A 23,694-nucleotide genomic window follows, 5' to 3' on the forward strand; every position below is an offset into this window, starting at 1 on the left:
GCGGCCGGCCTCCGTGGAGCAGATCCGTCCAGCTCGGCACGCACGAACGGAGGACAGGGTGGGTGCGGAACTCCCAGGAAATCCGTGACCTGGTTGTCTCTCGTCCGACAGGCGACCGTAGAGGCATGAACACCACCGCACCTCACCCCTACGTCGGCATGTGGGTCACCGCCGACGGCCACATCCGCCAGGAACTTCTCGCCAACGGCCGCTACGACGAAGCCCGTGGGAACCGCCAGAGCGCCTACACCGGCAGCTACAGCGTCACCGGCAACCACATCGACTACGTCGACGACACCGGCTTCACCGCCACCGGTGACGTCCGCGACGGCGTCCTTTACCACGAGTATCTCGTCCTTTACCGCGAGGACAGCGCGCAGCCGACCGCCGGAGCGAAGTGACCCGGTGGGTGCCTGCCCCCGACGCAGGCACCCACCGACGCCTTCGATCGCGCCGCCGGGTCCCACGGCGATCGGCCGACGTGTCCGCGTCCGTCACGACCGGACGACGGCCTGCGGACACGCCCGCGCCACACGAGCGGCCTGACGATCCATCCAGGACACGCCCCAGTCATCGCGGCGCCTGCGGGCACGCGTGACCGACTGCCGGTCCCGGCAGGACGTGCAGGCGTCCCCCTCTCGCCCCGGCACCGGCCCACCGCGAGGTCACGGCCCGCATGGAAGGAAACCCCGTACATGGCAAGCCTGGAACTGGTGGTCGTGATCGGCACGGCCATCCTTTTGATGGGATGGCTGGCACGACGCACGGGCATCAGCGAGCCTCTCCTGCTCCTCGCAGCCGGAGGCCTCATCGGCCTGACACCGCCTTTCGATTCCCTGTCGCTCGCGCCCGAAGTCGTCCTGCTGCTGTTCTTGCCGGCGTTGCTGTACTGGGAGGCACTGACCTCGTCGGTGCGGGAGATCCGCAGCAACCTGCGCAGTATCGCCCTGCAGTCCACCGCTCTGGTCATCGCCACTGCGGCGGCTGTCGCCCTGGCGGCACATACGCTCGGCTACACCTGGCCGATCGCCTTCGTGCTCGGCGCAGTCCTGGCACCCACCGACGCCGCCGCGGTGGCCGCCGTCGCGACAGCCATGCCGCGCCGCATCCGCACGGTGCTGCGGACCGAGAGCCTCCTGAATGACGGCACCGCACTCGTCCTGCTGGCCGTCGCCGTCGAAGTCGTCATCGACCGCACGTCCTTCTCGTGGGGCGCGGTGATCCTGGACTTCGCCGGGTCCTACGCCGGCGGAGTGCTCGTCGGTGGGGCAGTGGCCGTGCTCCTGCTCGCTGTGCGGAGGCGCCTGCCCGACCCCCTGCTGCACAGCGTTCTCAGCGTCGCCACTCCCTTCCTCGCCTTCCTGCCCGCCGAACTCCTGCACGTCTCCGGCGTCCTCGCCGTGGTCACCTGTGGACTTGTCACCATGCGGGTGGGCCCGCGCGTCATCGGCCCGCAGGCACGCGTCCAGGCCGTGGCTTTCTGGCAGGTGGCCAGTCATCTCCTCAACAGCGCCCTGTTCGTCCTGGTGGGCATCCAGCTCCCGTCTGCGGTGACGGCACTCAGCTCGGTCTCCCTCGTCCAGGCCACCAAGGCCGCCGTCGTCATCAGCACGGTCGTCTTCGGGACCCGTCTGGTGTGGTTCTACACCGTCCCGTACCTCGTCCGGCTGATGGACCGCCGTGCGCAGCAGCGGACCCGGCGTATCACCGCCGCGCAACGCCTGCCCCTGGCGTGGGCCGGGATGCGCGGGGCGATCTCCCTGGCCGCGGCGCTCACGATCCCCGCCGTGGCCGAGGACGGGCGGATCGTGCAGCAGCGGGACGCCGTCGTGTTCATTACGGTCGTGGTGATCGTCGTGTCCCTGACCGTCATGGGGCCGACCCTGCCCACCGTGGTGCGCCGGGCCCGCTACCCCGAGGACGCCGACCGGGCGGACGAAGTCGCCCTCGCCCGCACCCACCTCACTCGTAGAGCACTTGCCGACCTGCCAGGTCTTGCCGTCCGGCACAGCGTCACGCAGGACACCGCCGGACGCGTCGCACAACAGATCCGCGAGCAGACGGACGTTCCTGCCGACACCGAAGCCGCAGATCGTCTGCGCCGTTTGGAACTGGCCCTGCTCGGCGTCAAGCGCGATGTCTTGGGCGAGCTGCGCGATACCGGCCGGATCGACGACGCGGTGCATCGCCAGGTCCAACACATGCTCGACGTCGAAGAGCTCCGCCTGTCCCGGACGGCTGACTCCCAGGACGACCCGGTCGAGTTCTGAACACGAGCCGGCTTCGACGGGATCAGGCAGCGATCACCGAGGCGGCGGCGTACGCCTACCTCACCGCCATCGACCCGACCGTCTACCTCGTCTCCAACGGCTGCCGTGAGACCACGCCCGTGTTCCTCTCCTCGTAGCTGAGGCCCGACCACAGATGAGGGCATCGGCGAAGTCCGGGACCACCTGGGAAGCGGGGTCGCGGCCGGGAAGCCGGTCGAGTGCCGTTACCGCCTGGCGTGGGACACACGGGCCCAGTCCACGCTCTACGTGACAGACGCCCAGCACGTGGTCAGCCGAGCCCTGCGAACGGCAACTCCCCCGACAGCACAAGCCAGTGATCGGCTGTAGCTGCATCCAGCTGGGTGCAGCTTCTCAAGCAGTGGTAAATGCCGTGCGCCGTTGCCGTTCGTGGTCGGAGGAGCTCGATCGGCGGGAGGCTGCCGCACGGGAGGAGATCGCCGTACTGCGCTCGCGGATTGAGCACCGCTACGAACTCAGAGCCTGCCTCACAAGCTCACTCACAAGGAGCCGCACCCAACCGAAACAGGTGCCTGGATCGCACCACCTCGCGGGACATGACCGTGGTCTCGGACATAGACGGTGATGCGCGCCCCGCTGACGTGGATTGTTCTGCACTCGCGGAAGTGGCGCCGCAGGGTGCTTGTTTTCGCTTCCTCCCGCGGGTTGGCCGGCGAGTGCGCACCCGTCGCGCGGACCGCGACGATCCGGTCGAACTCCAGCATGCGTGCTGCTATTTCCTGGGCGGGCAGCTCGACACCTGCAAGTGTGTTGGACGAGGCGGGGTCCTGTGCCAGGGCGAGATCTGTCAGGAGACGGGTGTCCTCGGGGTTGGCTGCGGTCAAGATCCGGTGCTGGCCGACGAGATAGAGCAGCCCGTCGCCGGGATGGCCCTTCTTGCGTACGGCGGCGCCGATGGCAGTGGCGTCATTGCTCCGGCTCTGGGGCGTCCTCAGCGACAGGCTCGGTGGCACGAGCGCGGCCAGTACGGCAACCGCCGCGATCCACGCGATGTGGGAAGACCGCTGCCGCCGGTGGAAGTAGTCCATCCAGGCGCCCAGCAGCAAGGCGATTCCGATGTTGCTGTAGACCACGTACCGGTCGACGAAAAGGGGCTTGACCAGTGAGGCGGTCAGCAGCAGAAGCCCTGGAAGCACAAGAATCGGCACAGCCAGTGCGGAAAGCCGCACGGGCCCCCTCGCTCCCAGGGGTGCTCGGGCACACGCCATGCCTACGACCGCCACGATCAGGAGGTAGCGAAGCCGCACGGGTCCGTCGATCCAGGACACCTGCCCCGACTGCCCCGCACTGTAGATCGCCAGCGGCAACAGCCCGGCCACTACGCCCACGGCAGCCACGCTCCACGCTCTCAGCACCGGTCGTGGAACTCGGGAGACGGCCAGTGTGACGCCGTGTGCGACCAGGGCGAGGACCGCGAACTCATGGAGCAGACAGGCCAGCAGCATGGTGGAGCCGTAGACCGCCCACCGCCACCGGGTGCGATACGGGACGCTCACCACGAGCGCGTAGGTGGCCCAGGTGACCAGGGCACACACCATGGCGTACGAGCGGCCTTCCTGCGCGTATTTCTGGACCTGGGGGAGGAGTGGAAACACCAGCCCGGCCAGTAGCCCGGCACGGGGTCCCGCCAGGCGTAGCGCCAGCAGCCCGACTCCGCTCGCCGCGGTGGACATCGCCAGCACAGACGGCAGACGCAATGTCAGCAGCCCTGGGCCGAAGAGGTCGAAGATCTCATGCATCACGGCGTAGTAGAGGGTATGGACCAGATCAATGTGCTGAGCGGTGTGCCATATCTGTGAAAGATCGCGGTGTGCGAGCTGGTAGGTGACGGACTCGTCTCCCCACATCGTGTTCTGCCTGCGGATACCCCAGAGCCCCAGAGTGATGGTCAGCGCCAAGGGCGCGATGACGACAACGGATTTGGTCGGCCTCGCTCTTGGTCGACGGGCGGGTACGGGAGAGGAATCCGTCCTGGCCACGGTGGGGGCGCGTTCATCAACGGACATCGGCGACAGGGCCTTTCAGCAGTGGCGATGACATTCCGCCACCGTGCCCGGACCTCGTTGACCGGTTGCTGATCCAACCTGACCGGCCGATCAGGAAGGCGGGCCGGCACTGTGCGAGGCTGCACCACATGCGCATTCTGGTGGTCGAAGACGAGGTGGACCTTGCCCACACTCTGCACACCGGTCTGACCGCCGAGGGCTACAGCGTCGACCTCGCCCATGACGGCCGGCAGGGGCTGTGGATGGCGCGAACCGGCGAATACGCCCTTGTCGTACTGGACTTGATGCTGCCCGGACTCAACGGCTACAAGGTCTGCGCCCAACTGCGCCGGGAGGGCAACGCGACCCCCATCCTGGTACTCACCGCCAAGGACGGGGACTGGGATCAGGCAGAGGCCCTGGACACGGGGGCTGACGACTACCTGGCCAAACCCTTCTCCTACATGGTGCTCGTCGCACGGCTGCGGGCCTTGGTCAGACGCGCCGCCACGGTCGCCCCGCCTGTCCTTGCCGTGGGCGATCTCTCGTTGGATGTCGCCGGCCGGGTGTGCCGCCGGGCCGGGGTCCGGGTGGAACTCACGCCCCGGGAGTTCGCCGTGCTGGAGCTGCTGGCCCGCCGGGCGGGCCAGGCGGTCTCCAAAGCGGACCTGCTCTATCACGCGTGGCCCGACGAAGCCTGGGATCCCAACCTGGTGGAGGCGCGTGTCAGCGCGCTGCGCAAGAAGGTGGACGCCGCGTTCCACCGGCAGTCCCTGCAGACCGTACGGGGTACCGGTTACCGGCTGGTGGACGACCGTGAACGCGACTGAGCCGCGGCGCCGTTGGTGGCCGCGTTCGGTACGCGTCCGCACGGCCCTGGCCGCCGCCCTGGCCGCGGCCGTCGTGCTGGTCGGCATCGGCTGGTGGGTGCACCAGGAGGTGTACCGCGAGAGCATGGCCATCGCCGAAGAGCGTGCCGAGCGGAATCTCGCCGCTCTCGTAGATCAGTTGAGGGATGGTTCGGTTCCCGGTCCCCGAAGCGCCGCGCCGTACGAGGTCGTCGCGACGGGCCGACCCGCCGCTGTCGCCTCCGGCGGAGCCATGCAGGACTTCGATCCCCGCGCCCGCCATGTGCTGCCCGCCCCACCCGCGCTCTCCGCCCCGACACCGGATGACGGTGACGGCTGGGGCTATGCGATGCGGCCCCTCCGTATACCGGAGCGTCGCGACTATCACCCTGCGTACGGATACGACTTGGCAGGCAAGACCTACTTGGTCTTGTACAAAGACATCTGGGCCGGTGAACTGGGCAAGGACAAGGCCGCCGCTCTGGGCGTCACCGTCGACGCCACGCTGCGGGCCTATGTGGTGGTGCTTCCGGACACAGCCGAGGAGATCGTCAGCACCACCGACGACCTGCTGCTGCGGGCCGCTCTCGTCGGCCTTGTGCTGATCGCCGCCATCGCCTACTTCACCGTCCGTATCGCGCTGCGGCCGGTCGAAGCCATCCGCGTCCTCACCGCCTCGGTCACCGCGAGCGATCCCCGCGAACGCGTCACCGTCCCCGCCACGGGACACGAGATCACCGCCCTGGCCACCACCATCAACAGCACCCTCCAGCGACTCGACGACGCCGCCGCCCAGCAACGCCGCTTCGTCGCGGACGCCGCCCACGAGCTACGCAGCCCCCTCACCACACTGCTGGCCAGCCTGGAAGTCGCGCTGGCCTACCCCGAACGCACGGATTGGCCTGCCGCGGCCACCACCGCCGCACGACAGACCCGCCGCCTCCAAGCCCTCGCCGAAGACCTGCTGCTCCTCGCCCGCCTCGACACCCGCACCCCTATGATCAGCCCCGAAACCGTCGACCTGACAGCCCTCGCCTCCCGGCTGACCGAGCAATACCCCCTCCCCGAACGACTGTTGACCCTCACCTGCGCCAGCAGCACCCCCGCACACGCACACGGAAACCCCGACGAATACGAACGGCTGCTGCGCAACCTCATCGACAACGCCGCCCGCCACGCCGCACACCGCGTCCAGATCACCGTCCGCAACGAGGACGCCTGGGTCGTCCTGACAGTGCATGACGACGGACCGGGCGTGCCCGCCGAGGACGCCGAGCGCATCTTCGAACGCTTCGTGCGGCTCGACGACGCCCGCTCCCGCGACCAGGGCGGCACCGGTCTGGGTCTCGCCATCGCCCGCGACCTGGCTCACCGCCACCGAGGCACTCTCGCCCTCACCCCCCAAACCCTCGGAGCATGCTTCCAGCTACGCCTTCCCCGAGCCCCCACTCCGGCCGGGAGATGACGCGCTTCGCCGCGGCAGCCCTCGGGAACCGGAAGACCATCAGGTGACCACGCCCACCGCCACTGCCGCAGAAACGATCATCTACTTCGCCTGCCACCTGGCTGAGCCCGGCTGTTGTGGACCTCCTCCACCCGACTCGCGCGCGGCTCGGAAATGACTGCCTGCCGCCACGACGACAGCGGCGACCCGGCGGACATCAGCGGCTGCAAGAAGTCCAAGGGAAAGAAGCTGCCGCCCGCGAAGAAGCAGCCTGAAGAACTGGCGCGTACTGACCCGGGTCCGCCCCGACGTGAAGTGGTCCACCCGGCCGGCCCGTCCGCAGGCAGCCGCCGCCGACCAGCACGAGCATGACCCCACCCACCCATGCAACCCCCGTGACCGTAGGTCGCGTTCTGCCGATCTTGTACGGAGGTGCCCCGGATGGATATCACCAGCCACGCTCGGCGAGGCCGTCAGCCGACCTGCTTGGCATCCACTCCAAGACAGCCGAATGCTGGACCACCCTGGTTGGCGGGAACTGGTCCGACTACGTGGCAGCGGGACGGGTCGCCCGGTAGGGCTAGGCAGTTGAGCAGGGCCGTGTTCCGGGTCTGCGCTATTGGGGGATGGTGAGCAGGATGCGGCCGTGGCCACCGCCGGTGTCGACGCGGTCGTGGGCCTTGGCGATGTCGTCCAGCGGCTGACGGTCGCCGACGGCGACGGTGAGGGCACCGACGGCGGCGGCGGAGGTGAGGTCGCGGGCGGCCTGGCGCTTGGCCTCGGCGGGGAAGTCGTCGCTGCCGAGCAGCCGCAGGGTGACGTTGTTGAACAGCAGAGGCCAGAAGGGGATCTCGGTGCGGTCCGAGCGAGTCGCGTAGGCGGCGATGACGGCGTTGTTGGCGGCGACGGCGTTGTCGAGATCAGCGTTGTCGGACAGCGCGACCTCGATGATCCGGTCGACGCCCCGCGGCGCGTACGCGCGGATGGCACCGGCGGGGTCGCCAGTGTCCAGGGCGACGGAGTGGGAGACGACGGCCGGGTCGACGCGGTCGAGGTCCGCGGTGCGGCGGACGGTGGCGATCACGGTGGCGCCGGCCCAGTGGGCGAGCTGGGCGGCCAGAGAGCCGACGCCGCCGAGAACACCGTGGACCAGAACCAGTTGGCCGTCGACCGGGCCGTCGGCGAAGACGGTGCGGTGGGCGGTGATGCCGGGGATGCCGAGGCTCGCCCCCAACTCGTCACTGAGGTGGTCGGGCAGCGGTACGGCTTGGTGGTCAGGTACGACGGTGTACTGGGCGGCGGTGCCGAAGGGGCGGTAGGACTGGGCGCCGTATACCCAGACCCGCTGTCCGACGCGGCGGGCGTCGACCTGGGCGCCCACGGCGTCGATGACTCCGGCGGCGTCGCTGTGCGGGATCACCCGTGGATAGGGCATGGACGAGCCGAGCCAACCGCGCCGTTTCTTGGTGTCGCCGGGGTTGATGCCCGAGACGGTGACACGGACGCGGACCTCGCCGGGGCCGGGGACAGGATCAGGGAGTTCACCGACGTGCAGGACGTCGGCGGCGGAGCCTTGGGCGTCGTACCAGGATGCAAGCATGGGGGTGGTACCTCCGTGGACAGTCAGTTCGCGGGAGCGGCGGGCGCATGCGGATCGCTGTCGGTGCATGCGGTGTTGCACGCGGGCGGTTCCTCCCCGAGGGTCTCGCGCAGCCAGGTCCGTTCGGCGCGGCTGGTGGCGCGGGCGGTGAGCAGCATGCCCCGCCGGTAGGGGTCGGCGATCTCCTCGGCACGCAGGGGCCGCTCGTTGTCGTAGAAGAAGCTCGCCGGTTCTTCCAGGAACTCCAGGCGTCTGCGCAGCACCGCGTGTTGCTCGGCCACATCGGGCAGGTGGGAGAGGAAGGCCAGGACGACGTAGAACCGGGTGAAGTCGGTGATCTCGTGGTCGGCGGGCTTGCGTAGGCGTTGAAGCATTTCGGCCCGTCCGGCCGCGGTCAAGCTGAGCACGTACCGGGCCGCCCCCGCGGCCGGGTCGGCGCGCCGCTCGATGAAGTCCGCTCTGGTCAGACGCTTGATGGCCGGATACAGGCTGCCGTCACTGACCGGCCGCGTGTAGCCGGTCAGTTGTGAGACGCGGCGGCGTAGCTCGTGTCCAGGCAGGGGTCCCTCGGTGAGGAAGCCGAGTATCGCGAGTTCCAGCATGAATCCATCTTCGCACGCGTACATCGAATCGATGCGTACATCGTTTCGATGTTACGCTCGCAGGTATCCGCACAGACATCTCCGGAGAGGCACAGCAAGATGTCATCGCAGTCCACCGAGTCAGTGATGAATCGTTTCGTCGAGTTCATCAACACGGCCAATGAGGATCTCGCCCGCGAGGTCATTTCTCCGGACGCGGTGTTCCACGCGCCAAGCCACCCGGAACCACTGCGGGGGCCCGATGGGTACATGGACGTCATCGGGATGATGCGCAGCGCCTTCCCCGACGTCCAGTGGACGCTGGAGGAGACGGTCACCGAAGGCGACACCGTGGCCGCGCGGTTCACCATGCGGGGAACCCACGACGGTGAATTCTTCGGGATCCCGGCGAGCGGCAACAAGATCTCGGTGCAGGCCATGAACTTCTACTACCTGGCCGACGGCCGGATCGTCGGCGAACGCGGCCAGCCCGATCTCCTCGGGGTGATGCAGCAGATCGGTGCCGTACCGGCGCCGTGAACTCTTGGCCAACCCGGTGCGCGTCGGCGTCCTACCGCCAGGTCCTCCACGCCGATCGCTTGGCTGTCGCGGATCAGCTTCGGTCGGGCAGGACTGTCGTCCATGAAACGGGTGCTGTCCTTCTGGTCGGGGCCGACGTGGCGTGCCCGTCGGCCGAGGTGGTGGGGTTGCTGTCATGGGGGCCGGATAGGTTGCCCGGATGACTGACACGGACCCGCTGGTGCCCGTCCTCGCCGGGCTGGTCGTCGACATCGTCTGGTTCCTCGACAGCTGCGAGGACGACGAGGTCGACCCCGACTCCGCGGTGAAGATGATGGAGAGCGTGAGCTGGGTGCTGACGCGGCTGCCGCAGGACCAGCGCGACCGGTTCCTGAAGGTCCTCGCGGACCTGGCCGAGGCCGAGCAGGACCCGGGCCGGCGCGAGTTCCTGGAGGCCTTTCCCTTCGCCGGCGGCCTCGTCGAAGAGGAACCAGAGGCCTCAGGTCGAGCCAAGGTCTGACCAGGCGGACGTGCCCGGCTGCAGGCTGTGGTCCTCGCTGCGGCGGAACGGCTCGCCGCGGTCGTGGTGCTCGCCCTGGTGGCCCAGGATCGACAGCAGGTCGCCGTCGGCGAACCGCCCGAGCGTCGCCGCGGTGCCCAGCGCGCGGTCGACGTCAGTGGTCTCGTAAAGCTTGGCGGGCGCGACCGCGTCGGCCATATTCGCCCTGATCCGGCGGACGCCGGTCGCCGCAGCTTCGACCCTCCAGGCCGCCGCCCCAGGTCCGATCGCCAAGAACTGGGCCTCGGCCGGGTTCGTCGGCTTCGGTGTGCGCCCGCCGCGCAGGGCGTCGGAGTAGCGCTCGTCGGCGATCCGCGGACTGCCCGGAGCCGAGCGGGGTCCGCACCCGCCTGCCGGTCGCCCTGAAGCAGCGAGGCGCCACCAGCGGATTCCTCGCCGCCAACGCACTGCTGCAGTCATGAGCCGTACACGGCCACTTCCTGCGGACCGTGCCGACCGCGGCCGCACCGACTGCTGAGGGGCCTGACCCGCCCACCCCGAGGACGATCCGGGCCTTGGGGCCCCGAGCGCCGGGCGATCACACATCCGAGCAGGAAACCACGGGGAAAGGCCCGGTCCCGGGGGTGCCGGTTGGACCCGCCAGGCTCGGGCACTCGGGGCACGGCCGACGGGCAACCCGGTCCAGGCAGTCCCTTGGAGGTATCCGTGGCCGTTCGTCACCGTCTCATCAAAGTCAGTCCAAGCGCTGTGTGGGCCGTCCTCGCCGACGGCCACCGGTACGCGGAGTGGGTGGTGGGAACCTCCCACTCCGAGCCGGTACGCGGGCAGTGGCCGCACCAGGACGCGGCGATCCGCTTCCAGGTCCCGCTCGGCCCGCTCAAGCTGGTCAACGAGACAGTCGTACGCCGCTGCGAGGAAGGCGAGGGCCTGGAGCTGGAGGCCCACGCCGGACCGCTGGGCACCGCACGCATCGCGATCGAACTGCGGCCGTGGGGCCAGTACTGCCTGGTGATCGTGGACGAGCACCCCCTGCAGGGCGTGGGCGGCCGGCTGCACAACGTCGGCTTCGAAGCGCTGATCCAGATGCGCCACCGCACCATGCTGGCCCGCCTGGCCCGGCTGTGCGAGAACGAGAAACGAGAGACCCGCGAGGCTCCGCGTCAGGCGTCGGTGCAGGACGTGGCGGGAGCCGGGCATGCCTGACGCCGTGGTGATCGGAGCGGGCCCCAACGGCCTGGTCGCCGCCAACCTGCTCGCGGACGCCGGATGGAGCGTCGAAGTGCTGGAGGAGCAGCCGGAGCCGGGCGGCGCCGTCCGCCACGACCGCGGCGTCGATCCCGCCTACGTCAGCGACGTCTTCAGCGCCTTCTACCCGCTTGCGGCCGCCTCTCCGGTGCTGACCGCGCTGCGCCTGGACCGGTACGGGCTGCGCTGGAGCCACGCGCCCAGCGTGCTCGCCCACCCGCTCACCGACGGCAGCTGCGCCCTCCTGGACCGTGACATCGACACCACCGCCGCGTCCCTCGACGCCTTCGCGCCGGGCGACGGGACCTCCTGGCGGCGACTGCACGACGTCTGGGAGTCTCTGCGCCCCGACATCCTGGACGCCCTGTTCACCCCCTTCCCGCCCGTGCGCGCGACGGCACGGCTGGCCAGGCGGCTGCGGGTCGCCGGGGGACTGCGCCTGGCACGCACCCTGGTCCTGCCGGTACGCCGCATGGGCGAGGAGGAGTTTTGCGGCCAGGGCGGCCGGCTGCTGCTGGCCGGCAATGCCCTGCACGCCGATCTCGCCCCGGAGTCGGCGGGCAGCGGCGGCTTCGGCTGGCTGATGGCCATGCTGGGACAGACGTACGGCTTCCCCGTCCCGGTCGGTGGTTCCGGCGCCCTGACCCAGGCCCTGGCCCGACGCCTCGAGGCTCAGGGCGGGCGGATCCGCTGCGGTCAGCGCGTCGAGCGGATCGTCGTCCGCGGCGGGCGGGCCGTCGGCGTGCGGACGGCGGCCGGTGACGCGGTGGCGGCGCGCCGGGCGGTGCTGGCGGACGTGTCGGTGCCCGCCCTGTACGGCGATCTCCTCGACCCCGAGCACCTGCCCGCGCAGCTTCAGGAGGACCTGCGTCGCTTTCAGTGGGACTTCGCCACGTTCAAGGTGGACTGGGCGCTGGACGGCCCGGTGCCCTGGCAGGCCGAGCAGGCGCCCCGGGCGGGCACCGTGCATCTTGCCGACGGCCTGGACGAGCTCACTCGTTTCGCCGCGCAGATCGCCATGCGGGAGGTACCGGACCGGCCCTTCCTGCTGTTCGGCCAGATGACCACCGCCGACGCCACCCGCTCCCCGCAGGGCACCGAATCGGCCTGGGCCTACACCCACATCCCCCACGAGATCGGCGCCGACGCCGGCGACGAGGGCATCACCGGCCGCTGGGACACCAAGGACCAGGAACTCATGGCCGACCGGGTCGAACGCCAGGTGGAACGCTTCGCGCCCGGCTTCCGCTCCCTTGTCCGTGCCCGCCGGATCCTGGCGCCCCCCACCCTCGAGTCCCTCGACGCCAATCTGCACGGCGGTGCCATCAACGGAGGCACGACCGCGATCCACCAGCAGCTCGTCTTCCGCCCGGCCCCCGGCACCGGGCGCCCCGAGACCGCCGTGCCGGGCCTCTTCCTGGCCTCCTCCGGGGCTCACCCGGGCGGCGGCGTCCACGGCGCACCGGGCGCCAACGCCGCCCGGGCCGTACTGCATCGCCACCGGCCACCGGGTCTGGCCCGCGCCCAACGCCTGCTGACCCGCCGCGACCGCACCGGAGCCGGCCGCTGACGTCAAGGAGAACCCGTGAACCACGTCCAGGAAGCCCCCGGCAGCCCCGAAAGCCCGGACGGCCCCGACCGCGACCACCGGCGGCCGCCCGGGGTCGACGACAAGACCGTCGAGGCCCTCGGCGCGCTGTCCAAGGCCCTGGAGACGACCGAGCGGGCCCGAGGCAGTCTGTACGCGTTCCACCAGCTGACCGGAGGCGCCGACCTGGAGCTGGACCGTGCCGTGCGGCTGCTGCGCGAAGCCGGTCACCCCGAATGGGCCGAGAAGGTCCGCGCGGAGATCCTGGGACGCAATGTCATCCCCGGGCATTGGACGTTCCAGATCGTCGAGGCCTACAACGCCACGTACTACCGCCCCTTCCAGCAGCTGGAGGCGAGCGTGGTGGCGGAGCTCGCACAGGGCCGCGACCACCTGTACGAGGCGGAGATGAAGGAAGAGCGCCGCACCCCCGGCCACCCCGACCACGCCGCATGCCCTCCGGACCCCGAGACCTGAGGCGCATCCGAACACCCCGTCGGCACGGAAGTGTCGGCAGAGGCACAGTGAGACGGAAAGGAAGGTCAGCCCGTGCGCAGCAGCCCGCTCGCCGGCCGGACGGCCGTCGTCACCGGAGCAGCCCGCGGTCTGGGCGCGGCCATGGCCCGCGAGATCGGCCGCCGCGGTGCCCGGGTCGCGCTGCTCGGCCACGAGAAGGCCGCCCTGGACACGGTGGCCGCGTCCCTGCCGGGCCCGGCGCTGGCCATCGAGGTCGACGTCACCGACCCGGCCGCGCTCGAGGCGGCGGCCGCCGCCGTGCGGGCCCATCTCGGCCCGCCGTCGGCCGTCGTGGCGAACGCGGGCATCGCGGAAGGGGGTCCGTTCCTCGCCTCGGATCCAGTTGCCTGGAGTCGCGTCATCGACGTCAACCTCACCGGCAGCGCCCACACGGCACGGGCGTTCCTGCCGGACCTTCTCGACACGGCGGGCTATTTCCTCCAGATCGCCTCGCTGGCATCGCTGGGCGCCGCTCCGCTGATGAGCGCCTACTGCGCGTCCAAGGCGGGGGCCGAAGCCTTCGCGCACGCCCTGCGGGCGGAGGTGGCGCACCGAGGCGTCGCCGTGGGCATCGGCTACCTCAACTGGACCGACACCGACATGATCCGCGACGCCGACCGGTATGCGGTGCTGCGCGAACTGCGCGCCCACATGCCGCTGCCGGCCCGCCGCGTGTACCCGGTGGAGACGGTCGCCGCACGTCTGGTGACGGGTCTGGAGCGGCGCCGTACGACCGTGTACGCGCCGGCGTGGCTGCGGCTGGCCCAACCGGTGCGCGCGGCCCTGCCGCCCGTGGTGCTGCGGGTGTCTCGCCGGGCGCTGCCCGGTCTGGAGGCCGAGGAGCCCGTCGAATACACCGGCCCCCTCGGCGCAGGCGGCCTGGCCGACCGTGCGGCCCGCGTGCCGCACAAGAACTGAGCAGGTGAGCCATGCAGACGTTCTTGCCCCATCCTGACTTCCGGGAGACGGCCCTGCTGCTGGACCGGCGACGGCTGGGCAAACAGCGGGTCGAGGCCCTGCAGGTGCTGCGCGGCCTGACCGTCCCCGGATACGGCTGGCGCAGACACCCGGCCGTACGGATGTGGACCGGGTATGAGGAGGCACTCGTACGGTACGGCCTGGAGATCTGCCGGGTCTGGCGTGCCCAGGGACACCAGGACAGCTGTGCCGCCTCGCTCGTCGCCGGCCTGGCCGCGCACCGGCCCGGTGCCGCGGTGCGCGAACAGTCGCAGCTGGCCGCCGCCGGCGAACTGCCGCCCTGGCTCGGCGACGAGGCCTTCCACGAAAGCCACCGCTCGGCACTGGTCCGTAAGGAACCGGAGGTGTACGCCGCTCTGTTCCCCGACGCACCAGATGATCTGTCCTATGTGTGGCCGGCGTCAGACCGTGAGCCGCAGCAGGTGCCCGCCGGCCGATAACCCCATGCACGGGCAGGCGGACAAGGGAAAGAAGCAGAAGAGGGGAGGCCGATCATGCTGACGGCAGTCCGTGAACAGTTGGGCCAGGCCCTGTTCCGCCGCGTCGCGGGCCCCGACGGACCGGCGAACCGCGCCCGCATCCACGACAGTCCGGGCCCGCGCTGGTTCGCACCCGACCGCCCGATCCGCACGGTCCACGGTGACGCCTCGATGTTCATCGGCGGGCTCAGCGCACTTCTCCTGCAGTCCCTGCACCCGCTCGCCATGGCGGCGGTGGCCGCGCACTCCGGTTACCGCGGCGACCCGTGGGGCCGCCTCCAGCGCACCAGCACCTTCCTGGCCGTGACAACCTACGGCACCGCGGAGGACGCCCAGCGGGCCGTCGACCACGTCCGCGGCATCCACGACCGTATCCGCGGGACGACCAGCGAGGGAGTGCCGTACCACGCGGCCGACCCGCACCTGCTGGCCTGGGTTCATGCCGCCGAGACGTTCAGCTTCCTGCGCGCTCATGAACGCTACGGAGCCCGGCCGCTGGACCCTGCCGGCTACGACGCCTACGTCGCCGACACCGCACGCGTCGCCGAGGCACTGGGCGTCACCGCGCCACCCCGCGACCGTCGCGAACTGTCGGAGCGCCTGGCCGCCTACCTCCCCGAACTGCACGCCACCCCGGAAGCCCGAGCCGCCGCCCGTTTCCTTCTCCTGCGGCCCCCACTGCCCCTCGTGGTGCGCCCGTTCTACGGCGGCCTCGCCGCCAACGCCGTAGCTCTCCTGCCTTCCTGGGCCCGCGACATGCTGTGGCTGCCGCGCCTGCCCCTGGTGGACGACCTCGCCGTGCGGCCCACCGGCCAGGCCCTGACCCGCACCATCCGCTGGGCCATGACCCCACCAGGGACCCGCGGCTAGAGCGTGCGCCGGACAGCGCGGGGATTCCCTGCAGTACGAGCCTGCCGGGCCGTAGCCACGAGGTACGACAAACTCGCGGTCTGTTACGAGGCCACCGTCCTCGTTGCTGCCGTCAACGAGTGGTTGTGGCGTACTGGTCCGACGACAGCTCGAACACCCGCACCCGCCGGCCCCCGGTGGGACTGACCGTCTCATGGACCGGATGCATCCCCAGCTTGGTCATGATTCGTTCGGAGGCGTCGTTGCCCACTTGAGTGATGCTGACGATCCGCTCCAGCCCTCGCTCTTCGAACCCGAACCGTACAGCGGCCGCGGCGGCCTCAGTGGCCAGGCCCTGCCCCCAGTGGGAACGTCCCAGCCGCCAGCCGACCTCAACCGCCGGCAGCACCTCCGGCAAGAAGTGGGGCACCGAGAGGCCGGTGAACCCGGCCAGTTGGCCAGTGGACCGGATCTCGACGGCGAACAGGCCGAAGCCCCGCGACTCCCACTCGCTCTCCCATGCCTGGACCCGGCCACGGGTCTGCTGTTCGTCAAGGACGCTGCCGTCACGGATCCACCGCATGACCGCGGGGTCGGCATTGACGGCAGCCATGGGCGCAACGTCTTCCTCGCGCCAGCGACGCAGGATCAAACGGGGAGTCTCAAGCGTGACCATCGAATCATTCTGGATGACAAATGAGCTCTCCAGGGCGAGATGGGGCGCTTGGCTGCGGTGGCCGGCAGTCGTCACACGCTGCCCAGGCATGTGACAGTCTGCGCGCAGAAGGCCCGGTCCGCGCGGGCCCGGCCTGCGGCCCGTGGACTCGATCCGGTCGCTGCGGCACCGTACGAACAGAGCCTCGCGCGACCGGTCCTCGACCAACTCGATGGGGCAGACCTCGTCCGCGAGCCAGACGATCAACCGCTCCTCATCCCCGCGTGTCGGCGGCCGGAAGCCGGCCGCTTCGCGGATGGGCGGCGGGCAGACGTCGGCTTCCGTGCACGCTTCCTGGCAAGCGCAAACCCGGCTACGCGAGCAAGAGGTTCTACAACTCCCTCCTGAGTGGAGACGGTTGGGGGAGAGGCCGCTGACCGGACCAGGTACAGGTCCGACCGTGAAGCCGTCGCCATGGGACCGGTGGCGAGGCCCTGAGTGCATCGGGCGGCCATGCGGCTCTCCCCGCGCTCACCGGTTCCCGCCGCTCTCCTGCGGCAGGCTGTGGGTGCGGACCACGTCGGCGTACCACCGTGCGCTGGACTTGGGGATGCGCTTGCCGGTCGGGTAGTCGACGTAGACGGCACCGAAGCGCTTGCTGTAGCCGTAACCCCACTCGAAGTTGTCCAGCAGAGACCACAGGAAGTAGCCCCGGACGTCGACGCCGGCCACGAGCGCCCGGTGCACGGCTGACAGGTGGCCGTGGAGGTAGGCGATGCGTTCGGGGTCGGCCACCTCGCCTTCCGGGTTCACGTAGTCGTCGAACGCGGCCCCGTTCTCGGTGATCACCAGAGGCATCGCGGGGAAGTCTGCCTTGAGACGCGTCAGCAGGTCGTACAGACCGCTGGGGTCCACCGCCCATCCCATGGCAGTGGTGCTGCCCGGCGGCCGGTGGAAGGCGACGTCGTCGGCGCCAGGCCAGGGGCTGTGCTCGCTCATCCCATGGCCGTCGGATCCATGGCCGGCCTCACCCCGGGCGGCGGAAACGAGTGTGGGTGTGTAGTAGTTGACGCCCAGGAAGTCCAACGGCTGGTGGATGGTGGCGGTGTCGCCGTCCCGTACGAAGGACCAGTCGGTCAGACTCGCCGTGTCCTGGAGGAGGTCCTGGGGGTATTGGCCCTCCAGCAGCGGGCCGGTGAAGACACGGTTGGCCAGTGCGTCGATCCGCCGGGCTGCGTCGAGGTCCTCGGCTGCCTCGGTCAGGGCGCGGACGTGATGAATATTGAGCGTGATGGACGCCTGTGCGCGGGCGGGTAGTTCGGCGCGCAGGGCCTGTACGGCCTTGCCGTGGGCGAGGTTGAGATGGTGCGCCGCACGCAGGGCCGCGACCGGGTCGGTGCGCCCGGGTGCATGGACACCTGAGCCGTATCCCAGGAAGGCGCTGCACCAGGGCTCGTTGAGGGTGATCCAGGTCTTCACCCGGTCTCCCAGCGCATGTGCCGCCAGGGCCGCGTAGTCGGCGAAACGGTCGGCGGTGGCGCGCTCCGGCCAGCCGCCGGCGTCCTCCAACTCCTGCGGCAGGTCCCAGTGGTAGAGCGTGACGACCGGTTCGATGCCCTTTTCCAGCAGTGCGTCGGTCAGGGCGCGATAGAAGTCGAGCCCCTTTTCGACGGCTGGGCCGCGGCCGGTCGGCTGCACGCGTGGCCACGACAGGGAGAACCGGTAGGCGCTCACTCCGAGGTCGGCCATGATCTCGACGTCCTCGCGCCAGCGGTGGTAGTGGTCGGTGGCGACGTCCCCGGTGTCACCGTTGCGCACCTTGCCGGGGGTGTGCGAGTAGGTGTCCCAGATCGAAGGGGTGCGTCCGTCGGCGGAGGCGGCGCCCTCGATCTGGTACGCGGCGGTCGCAGTGCCCCAGGTGAATCCCTGCGGAAAGGTGCGGACGGCGATGTTCTCCGGGGCGGGCGCGACGCGTCGGGTTGCGGTGCTCACGTGGGTCCTTCCAGGTGACGGGCGGGGAGGGGGAGAGGAAGCGGGGCGGGGGAGTCGAGGGGCCGCGGCAGCGGGGGGTCGGCACGGCAGTCATCCCTTGACCGCTCCCTGCATGATTCCGCCGACGATCTGACGGCCGAAGACGACGAAGAGGGCGAGCAGTGGCAGCGTGCCGAGCAGCGCGCCCGCCATGATCAGCGACTGGTCGCGTACGTATCCCGCGCTGAGCTGGGTGAGGGCGACGGGCACCGTCGGATTGGTCATGTCGAGCACGATGAAGGGCCAGAAGAAGTCGTTCCAGGCGTGCACGAACGTGATCATGAACAGCACCGCCATGGGGGGCCGGGCGATCGGGAGCACGATGCTCCAGAAGATGCGCAGGGAGTGCGCACCGTCCACCCGTCCGGCCTCGACGAGTTCGTCGGGCAGTGCTTCGGCCAGGTACTGCCGCATGAAGAACACGCCGACGGCGCTGACGAGGGTGGGGAAGATGACGGCGGGCAGCTTCTGGCCCCAGCCCAGTTCCGTCATCATCATGAACAGCGGTACGACGCCCAGTTGCGGCGGCACCATCATCGTGCCGATCACGAGCATCAGCAGGATGTTGCGGCCCTTGAAGCGGAGTTTGGCGAACGCGAAGCCGGCGAGGGTGGCGAACAGGACCGTGGACAGGGCGATCACGCCGGCCACGATCAGGCTGTTGAGCATGGCCTTGCCCAGCGCGGCGTCCTGCCAGGCCTTGCCGAGGTTCTCCAGGAGATGGGGTCCCGGCAGAAACGGCGGAGGCGTCTGGGTGACGCGCGTGTTGTCGGTCGATGCCGCCACCATCGTCCAGTACAGCGGGAACAGGGAGAACAGCGCCGCGATCCCCAGCAGGATGTAGGCGACGGGACCCGCGTGGTGCTGACGTCCGGCACCCGGGTGCCGGAACAGTCGGCGGCGCCGTTCACCGGACGGGGTGGCCTTGCGGGTTTTCCACGCGGTCCCGGGGCGAGCGTCCGTCGCCTGGACCGGGATGCTGTCTGTGGTCATGGAGATCTCCCGGTCAGGTCCTGCGCGTGATGACGCGCTTGACGATTCGTTGGACGACGAACACGACAATGAGCAGCAGGAACATCGCCCAGGCGACCGTGGCGGCCCGGCCCATCTGGTAGTTCTTCCAGCCCTCCTCGTACAGCAGCAGACCCAGCGTCTGGTACTGGTTGTCGGCTCCTCCCGTGATGCCGTTCGGGCCCTGGCCGAAGATCAGGGGCTCACCGAAGAGCTGCGTGGCGCCGATCGTGGACAGGACGATGGTGAACACGATGGTGGAACGGATGCCGGGAACGGTGACCTTCAGGAACTGTTGCCACCGCGAGGCGCCGTCGATGGCCGCGGCCTCGTAGCGGTCGCGCGGGATCGCCTGCATCGCCGCGAGGTAGAGCAGCGCGTTGTAGCCCGTCCAGCGCCAGATCACGATGGAGGAAATCGCCGTCTGCGCGGCCCACTTGTTGTTCTCCCAGTCGAGGTTGTCGACACCGACGAGGCTCAACATCCAGTTGATCATGCCGAAGTCGCGTTCGAAGAGCATGGTGAACACGAGGGCCGCGGCACCGACCGACGTGGCGTACGGCGTCAGGGCGGCGACGCGGAAGAACGTGGAGCCGCGCAGCTGGTAGTTGAGCAGGTGCGCCAGTCCGAGCGCCATCAGCAGCTGGGGCACGGTCGACAGGACGCCGATGGTGAAGGTGTTGAGCAGCGCGTTCCAGAATCGGTCGTCGTCCCACAACGCTGTGTAGTTGTCGAAGCCGACCCATTCCATGAGGTTCAGGGTCGACAGTTCGACGCGGTGCAGCGAGATCCACGAGGTGTAGATGAGCGGGTAGAAGCTGAAGGCGGCGAACACGATGAAGAACGGGGCGACGAAGGCGTACGGGGCGCCCCGGACGTCGAGGCGGTGCAGCAGCGTGCGGCGCCGCTGACGCTCCGCGCCGATGCCGGGCGCACCGTCGGGGGGTGTCGAGGTGGAGATGGCCACCGGAAGGCGTCCTTCCTGGAGGGGTGGAGAGGCGGGCAGGGGCCCGGCGACCCATAGGGGCCGTGCGTGGGGCGCCGGGCGGCGGCGGGCAAGGGCCCCAGGTCAGCCGGCGGCCTTCTCGATGCGCTCGTCAGTGGTCTTCCACGCGTCGTTCGGGCTCTTGTTCTGGGCCTCGATCAAGGTCAGACCCTGCGAGAAGATGTCCTTGATGGTGCCGTCCTTGCGGCCGAGTACCTGCTCGTCGGGGATCTCCTGGGCCGCAGCGCCGAAGATCTTTCCGATGGGCGCACCATTGAAGTAGTCCGACTTGGCATCGACGACTGCGGGCATCTCCAACGCGGTCTGCGACGAGGGGAAGTTGCCGATCTTCTCGAAGAGGTAGGCCTGCTGCTCGGGGGCGGTGAGCCAGGCGACGAGGTCCTGCGCCTCCTTCTTGACGGGGCTCTTCTCCATCACGCCGAGGAACGATCCGCCCCAGTTGGCGCCCTTGGGTGCCTTGGCGACGTCCCACTTGCCCTTGTTCTTCGGTCCCGCCTTCTCACTGATGTGCGCGAGCATCCATGCCGGGCAGACGGTGCTGGCGAAGGTGCTGTTGGCCAGGCCGGGGTCCCAACCGGGCTGGAACTGGCGGAGTTTGGCGGTGAGATCGGAGGTGGCCGCTTCGGAGGCCAGCTTCCACGCGTCCTGCACGACAGGGTTGGTGGCGTAGATCAGCTTGCCCTGCTTGTCGTAGAACTGCTGGGAGTTGCCGTAGATCATGGCGTTGAACAGCCCGCTGGAGCTGTCCATGAAGGCGACCTTGTCGTCCTTCGAGTCCCGCTTGAACCGCTTGCCCGCGTCGACGTACTTCGACCAGTCGCCCTCCCACAGCTTGGCGACCTCGTCGCGGTCGGTGGGCAGGCCGGCCTGCTCGAAGAGGTCCTTGCGATAGCAGACCGCCATCGGGCCGATGTCGGTGCCGAGGCCGATGACCTTCTTGTCGGCGGCGGTGACCTGGCTCTGCTTCCACGGAAGGAAGTGGTCCGTCCCGGCCACGCCGGCCAGATCGACGAACTTGTCCTTCTGGGTGTCGGACAGTTCCTTGGCCCGACCAATTTCTATGCCCTGGATGTCCTTGAGCCCGCTGCCTGCGGCCAAGTGGGTCTGCAGGGCGGTGTAGTAGGTCTGCTCGTCGCCCGCGACGTCCGCCTTGATGACGACGTTCGGGTGTTCCTTCATGTACTTGTCGAGCAGACCGGTCTCCTTGAAGCCCATGACGCCGAAGAGCCCCATGGTGATGGTGACCTTGCCGTCCTTCTTGCCTCCACCGGTCCCTCCGTCGCTGCCCCCGCAGCCCACGACCAGGCCGAGAGCCGACGCGAGGGACACAGCGGCCACGGCTTTCGTACGCAACGTCCTTCGGAACTTGTTCATTTCGTCCTCCTAGCGGCGGCGCTGACGCACCGGAGTTCGCGTCCCCGCGGTCCGCTCCGCAGGCACGATTTGTCCGGTGGGTACGTTCCCAATCGACGGTGGGAACGTACCCACTCAAGAGCCCGCAGCCTGGTCGCCGCGAAAGGCGTCTGTCAAGAAGTTGAATCCACTTCGTTGCGGAAAGATGTCGCGAGCCCGCAGCCGGGCCCTGCGGGCGCTCTCCCCAGATCTGGCACAATGCGCAGGTGAAAGCCGTCCAGGCACCGGCGAGCGAGGGAGGCGTCATGGGGGAGAGGCAACGCCCGACCATCATTACCGTGGCCGCGCGCGCCGGTGTCGGGCGCACCACGGTTTCACGAGTCATCAACGGCTCCGAACTCGTCAGTGAGAAGGCGAGGGCCGCCGTGCTCGCCGCCATCGCCGAACTCAACTACGTCCCGAACTCGGTCGCCCGGGGACTGGTGACGAGCCGGACGAACTCCGTGGCCCTGGTGATCCCCGAGTCGGAGAGCAGACTGGGCTCCGAGCCCTACTTCTCGGCGGTCATCCGCGGTGTCAGCACCGCCCTCGCGGAGACCCGCACGCAGCTCCAACTGGTGCTCGTCCGCGACCAGGCCGAGCGGGACCAGCTCACCGAGTCCGTCGCGGAACGGCGTGTCGACGGGGTGCTCCTGGTCTCCGTGCACGAACACGACCCCCTGCCGGGGCTGCTCGAGGACATGGGGCTGCCCACAGTGCTCGCCGGACGCCGTTCCTCCAACGAGTCGCTCAGCCACGTGCACTCCGACAACACGGGTGGAGCCGCGACGGCCGTCAACCACCTCCTCGCGCGGGGTCGGCGCACCGTCGCCACCATCAGCGGACCGCTCGACATGGACGTAGCGCGCAGCAGGCTCCAGGGATGGCGCGAGGCCCTCGAGAAGGCGGGCCACCAGGCCACGGACCGACTCGTGGCCTCGGCCGACTTCACCGAGGAGGGCGGCGAGGCGGCAATGCGTTCACTCCTTGAACGAGTCCCCGAGCTCGACGCCTTGTTCGTCGCCTCGGACGTCATGGCAGCGGGGGCACTGGCGGAACTGCGCAGGCAGGGGAGGAGCGTCCCCGACGACGTGGCCGTGGTCGGATTCGACGACTCCATCATCGCCCGGCACACCAATCCGCCCCTCAGCACCGTGCGACAGCCCGTCGAGGAGATCGGCGCCATGATCGGACACATCCTTCTGGAGGAGATCGGCGATCCCGACAGGCCGCGTCGGCGCGTCACGCTTCCCACTGAGCTCGTCGTACGCGAATCGTCATGAGCCCATGAGGGGGTGCTGGTGAGCCACCTGCTCGCCCACCCCGATCGTTGGCCTGGTTTGCACGGCCAAGGTGCGCCGGCGCGAGCATCAGCGCGGAGAGCGGAACGGGCCGGTCACCGCAGGGGCGTCAACGGGATCCTGTATCGACTGCGCGCTGGAGCTTTGGGCGGCGACGGAGTCCCATAGCCGGTGCTGTGTGCGGCGAGAAATTTCAGGCCCTGGGTCGGGGCGTCTTCCCAGGCCGGATGCGCCGTGGCCGCTGTCTCGGCCTGTTCGCAGGTGTGGCCGTGGGCGGTCAGCCAGAGCAGCCACAGGGCGGGGTCGGTCCAGGGGGTGGGCGGCCAATGTGCGCCGGAGGAGGTGGAGGTTCAGATTGGATGTATCGGACTCGTCGCACGGAAACGTCGACGGGTAGTCCACGACAGGGAGGAACCTGTCATGACAACCCATGTGAGAGAAGCCAGGACGGCGCACGGCAGCGGCTGGCTCGTGTTCGCCGCCGTGATGATGATCTTCAGTGGCATCATGACGCTGCTCGCGGGTATCTCGGCCATCGCCGAGGACGACGTGTTCTTCAACACCCGCAACTACGTCTACGAGCTCGATCTCACCGGGTGGGGCTGGATCCACCTCGTACTGGGCCTCGTGATCGCCTGCGCCGGCTTCGCCCTGCTCAAGGGCGCCACGTGGGCCAGGGTCGTCGGCGTGGTGCTGGCGGGGCTCAGCATGATCGCGAACTTCATGTGGCTCCCCTACAACCCGTGGTGGGCGCTGCTCTTCATCGCCATCGACGCCTTCGTCATCTGGGCGCTGTGCGTAGCTCCTGGGCCGATGCCGGACTGAGGTCCGGGACCT

General features: G+C 69.4%; 23 protein-coding genes. 14 read left to right on the forward strand and 9 right to left on the reverse strand.

The window, feature by feature from the left end:
• Nucleotides 1–125 precede the first annotated feature (125 nt).
• Nucleotides 126–401, forward strand: coding sequence for an Atu4866 domain-containing protein (locus tag ACIOHP_RS36515; RefSeq protein WP_401894105.1), 276 nt, complete (start codon nucleotides 126–128; stop codon nucleotides 399–401).
• 294 nt (nucleotides 402–695) lie between these two features.
• Complete coding sequence (locus tag ACIOHP_RS36520) at nucleotides 696–2,270, forward strand: Na+/H+ antiporter (protein ID WP_401894107.1); 1,575 nt, start codon at nucleotides 696–698, stop codon at nucleotides 2,268–2,270.
• Nucleotides 2,271–2,788: 518 nt separating this feature from the next.
• On the opposite strand, the gene ACIOHP_RS36525 is transcribed toward ACIOHP_RS36520, so the two are convergent.
• Nucleotides 2,789–4,315: a hypothetical protein gene (locus ACIOHP_RS36525; RefSeq protein WP_401894109.1), complete on the reverse strand. Its 1,527-nt coding sequence runs from the start codon at nucleotides 4,313–4,315 to the stop codon at nucleotides 2,789–2,791.
• 128 nt (nucleotides 4,316–4,443) lie between these two features.
• Here ACIOHP_RS36525 and ACIOHP_RS36530 point away from each other — a divergent pair, with 128 nt between their 5' ends.
• Together ACIOHP_RS36530 and ACIOHP_RS36535 are read left to right on the forward strand one after the other, a co-directional pair.
• Nucleotides 4,444–5,124 carry a response regulator transcription factor gene (locus tag ACIOHP_RS36530; protein WP_401894110.1) on the forward strand — a complete coding sequence of 227 codons (681 nt, stop codon included), beginning with the start codon at nucleotides 4,444–4,446 and terminating at the stop codon, nucleotides 5,122–5,124.
• Nucleotides 5,111–6,607, forward strand: coding sequence for a sensor histidine kinase (locus ACIOHP_RS36535; RefSeq protein WP_401894112.1), 1,497 nt, complete (start codon nucleotides 5,111–5,113; stop codon nucleotides 6,605–6,607). The genes ACIOHP_RS36530 and ACIOHP_RS36535 overlap by 14 nt, the downstream gene beginning before the upstream one ends.
• Before the next feature lie 595 nt (nucleotides 6,608–7,202).
• Here ACIOHP_RS36535 and ACIOHP_RS36540 read toward each other — a convergent pair.
• The gene (locus ACIOHP_RS36540; RefSeq protein WP_401894114.1) at nucleotides 7,203–8,186 is read right to left on the reverse strand and encodes an NADPH:quinone reductase; all 984 of its coding nucleotides are present in this window, start codon (nucleotides 8,184–8,186) and stop codon (nucleotides 7,203–7,205) included.
• A gap of 23 nt (nucleotides 8,187–8,209) precedes the next feature.
• A complete protein-coding gene (locus ACIOHP_RS36545) occupies nucleotides 8,210–8,788 on the reverse strand; it encodes a PadR family transcriptional regulator (RefSeq protein WP_401894115.1) in 579 nt (192 codons plus the stop codon).
• Between the two features lie 126 nt (nucleotides 8,789–8,914).
• On the opposite strand from ACIOHP_RS36545, the gene ACIOHP_RS36550 reads away from it, so the two are divergent.
• Nucleotides 8,915–9,307, forward strand: coding sequence for an ester cyclase (locus ACIOHP_RS36550; RefSeq protein WP_401894116.1), 393 nt, complete (start codon nucleotides 8,915–8,917; stop codon nucleotides 9,305–9,307).
• A 199-nt stretch (nucleotides 9,308–9,506) separates the two neighbouring features.
• Nucleotides 9,507–9,806: a hypothetical protein gene (locus ACIOHP_RS36555; RefSeq protein ID WP_401894118.1), complete on the forward strand. Its 300-nt coding sequence runs from the start codon at nucleotides 9,507–9,509 to the stop codon at nucleotides 9,804–9,806.
• Here ACIOHP_RS36555 and ACIOHP_RS36560 read toward each other — a convergent pair.
• Nucleotides 9,786–10,265 carry a hypothetical protein gene (locus ACIOHP_RS36560; protein ID WP_401894164.1) on the reverse strand — a complete coding sequence of 160 codons (480 nt, stop codon included), beginning with the start codon at nucleotides 10,263–10,265 and terminating at the stop codon, nucleotides 9,786–9,788. The genes ACIOHP_RS36555 and ACIOHP_RS36560 overlap by 21 nt on opposite strands.
• A gap of 246 nt (nucleotides 10,266–10,511) precedes the next feature.
• Here ACIOHP_RS36560 and ACIOHP_RS36565 point away from each other — a divergent pair, with 246 nt between their 5' ends.
• The 6 genes from ACIOHP_RS36565 to ACIOHP_RS36590 all read left to right on the forward strand — a co-directional run bounded on the left by ACIOHP_RS36565 (nucleotide 10,512) and on the right by ACIOHP_RS36590 (nucleotide 15,482).
• Complete coding sequence (locus ACIOHP_RS36565; RefSeq protein ID WP_401894120.1) at nucleotides 10,512–11,009, forward strand: SRPBCC family protein; 498 nt, start codon at nucleotides 10,512–10,514, stop codon at nucleotides 11,007–11,009.
• A complete protein-coding gene (locus tag ACIOHP_RS36570) occupies nucleotides 11,002–12,621 on the forward strand; it encodes a phytoene desaturase family protein (RefSeq protein WP_401894121.1) in 1,620 nt (539 codons plus the stop codon). Before ACIOHP_RS36565 ends, ACIOHP_RS36570 begins: the two co-directional genes overlap by 8 nt.
• A gap of 15 nt (nucleotides 12,622–12,636) precedes the next feature.
• Nucleotides 12,637–13,116 carry a hypothetical protein gene (locus ACIOHP_RS36575; protein WP_401894123.1) on the forward strand — a complete coding sequence of 160 codons (480 nt, stop codon included), beginning with the start codon at nucleotides 12,637–12,639 and terminating at the stop codon, nucleotides 13,114–13,116.
• 72 nt (nucleotides 13,117–13,188) lie between these two features.
• On the forward strand, nucleotides 13,189–14,073 hold the full coding sequence (locus ACIOHP_RS36580; RefSeq protein ID WP_401894125.1) for an SDR family oxidoreductase: 885 nt from the start codon (nucleotides 13,189–13,191) through the stop codon (nucleotides 14,071–14,073).
• Between the two features lie 11 nt (nucleotides 14,074–14,084).
• Nucleotides 14,085–14,573, forward strand: a complete 489-nt coding sequence (locus ACIOHP_RS36585; protein WP_401894126.1) for an MSMEG_6728 family protein — start codon at nucleotides 14,085–14,087, stop codon at nucleotides 14,571–14,573.
• 54 nt (nucleotides 14,574–14,627) lie between these two features.
• On the forward strand, nucleotides 14,628–15,482 hold the full coding sequence (locus ACIOHP_RS36590; RefSeq protein ID WP_361550320.1) for an oxygenase MpaB family protein: 855 nt from the start codon (nucleotides 14,628–14,630) through the stop codon (nucleotides 15,480–15,482).
• A gap of 112 nt (nucleotides 15,483–15,594) precedes the next feature.
• On the opposite strand, the gene ACIOHP_RS36595 is transcribed toward ACIOHP_RS36590, so the two are convergent.
• The 5 genes from ACIOHP_RS36595 to ACIOHP_RS36615 form a co-directional block, all read right to left on the reverse strand.
• Nucleotides 15,595–16,137 (reverse strand): GNAT family N-acetyltransferase, encoded by a 543-nt coding sequence (locus ACIOHP_RS36595; RefSeq protein WP_401894162.1) that lies wholly within the window; start codon nucleotides 16,135–16,137, stop codon nucleotides 15,595–15,597.
• Between the two features lie 510 nt (nucleotides 16,138–16,647).
• A complete protein-coding gene (locus ACIOHP_RS36600; protein ID WP_401894128.1) occupies nucleotides 16,648–18,108 on the reverse strand; it encodes a GH1 family beta-glucosidase in 1,461 nt (486 codons plus the stop codon).
• A 90-nt stretch (nucleotides 18,109–18,198) separates the two neighbouring features.
• Complete coding sequence (locus ACIOHP_RS36605; protein ID WP_361550316.1) at nucleotides 18,199–19,140, reverse strand: carbohydrate ABC transporter permease; 942 nt, start codon at nucleotides 19,138–19,140, stop codon at nucleotides 18,199–18,201.
• Between the two features lie 13 nt (nucleotides 19,141–19,153).
• Nucleotides 19,154–20,125, reverse strand: a complete 972-nt coding sequence (locus ACIOHP_RS36610; protein ID WP_373463653.1) for a carbohydrate ABC transporter permease — start codon at nucleotides 20,123–20,125, stop codon at nucleotides 19,154–19,156.
• A 102-nt stretch (nucleotides 20,126–20,227) separates the two neighbouring features.
• Nucleotides 20,228–21,538: an extracellular solute-binding protein gene (locus ACIOHP_RS36615; protein ID WP_401894129.1), complete on the reverse strand. Its 1,311-nt coding sequence runs from the start codon at nucleotides 21,536–21,538 to the stop codon at nucleotides 20,228–20,230.
• A gap of 284 nt (nucleotides 21,539–21,822) precedes the next feature.
• On the opposite strand from ACIOHP_RS36615, the gene ACIOHP_RS36620 reads away from it, so the two are divergent.
• The gene (locus ACIOHP_RS36620; RefSeq protein ID WP_401894131.1) at nucleotides 21,823–22,839 is read left to right on the forward strand and encodes a LacI family DNA-binding transcriptional regulator; all 1,017 of its coding nucleotides are present in this window, start codon (nucleotides 21,823–21,825) and stop codon (nucleotides 22,837–22,839) included.
• Nucleotides 22,840–23,277: 438 nt separating this feature from the next.
• On the forward strand, nucleotides 23,278–23,682 hold the full coding sequence (locus ACIOHP_RS36625) for a hypothetical protein (RefSeq protein ID WP_401894133.1): 405 nt from the start codon (nucleotides 23,278–23,280) through the stop codon (nucleotides 23,680–23,682).
• Nucleotides 23,683–23,694 lie beyond the last annotated feature (12 nt).

This window comes from Streptomyces sp. NPDC087859 (assembly GCF_044742595.1).
GTDB classification, from domain to species: domain Bacteria; phylum Actinomycetota; class Actinomycetes; order Streptomycetales; family Streptomycetaceae; genus Streptomyces; species Streptomyces canus_F.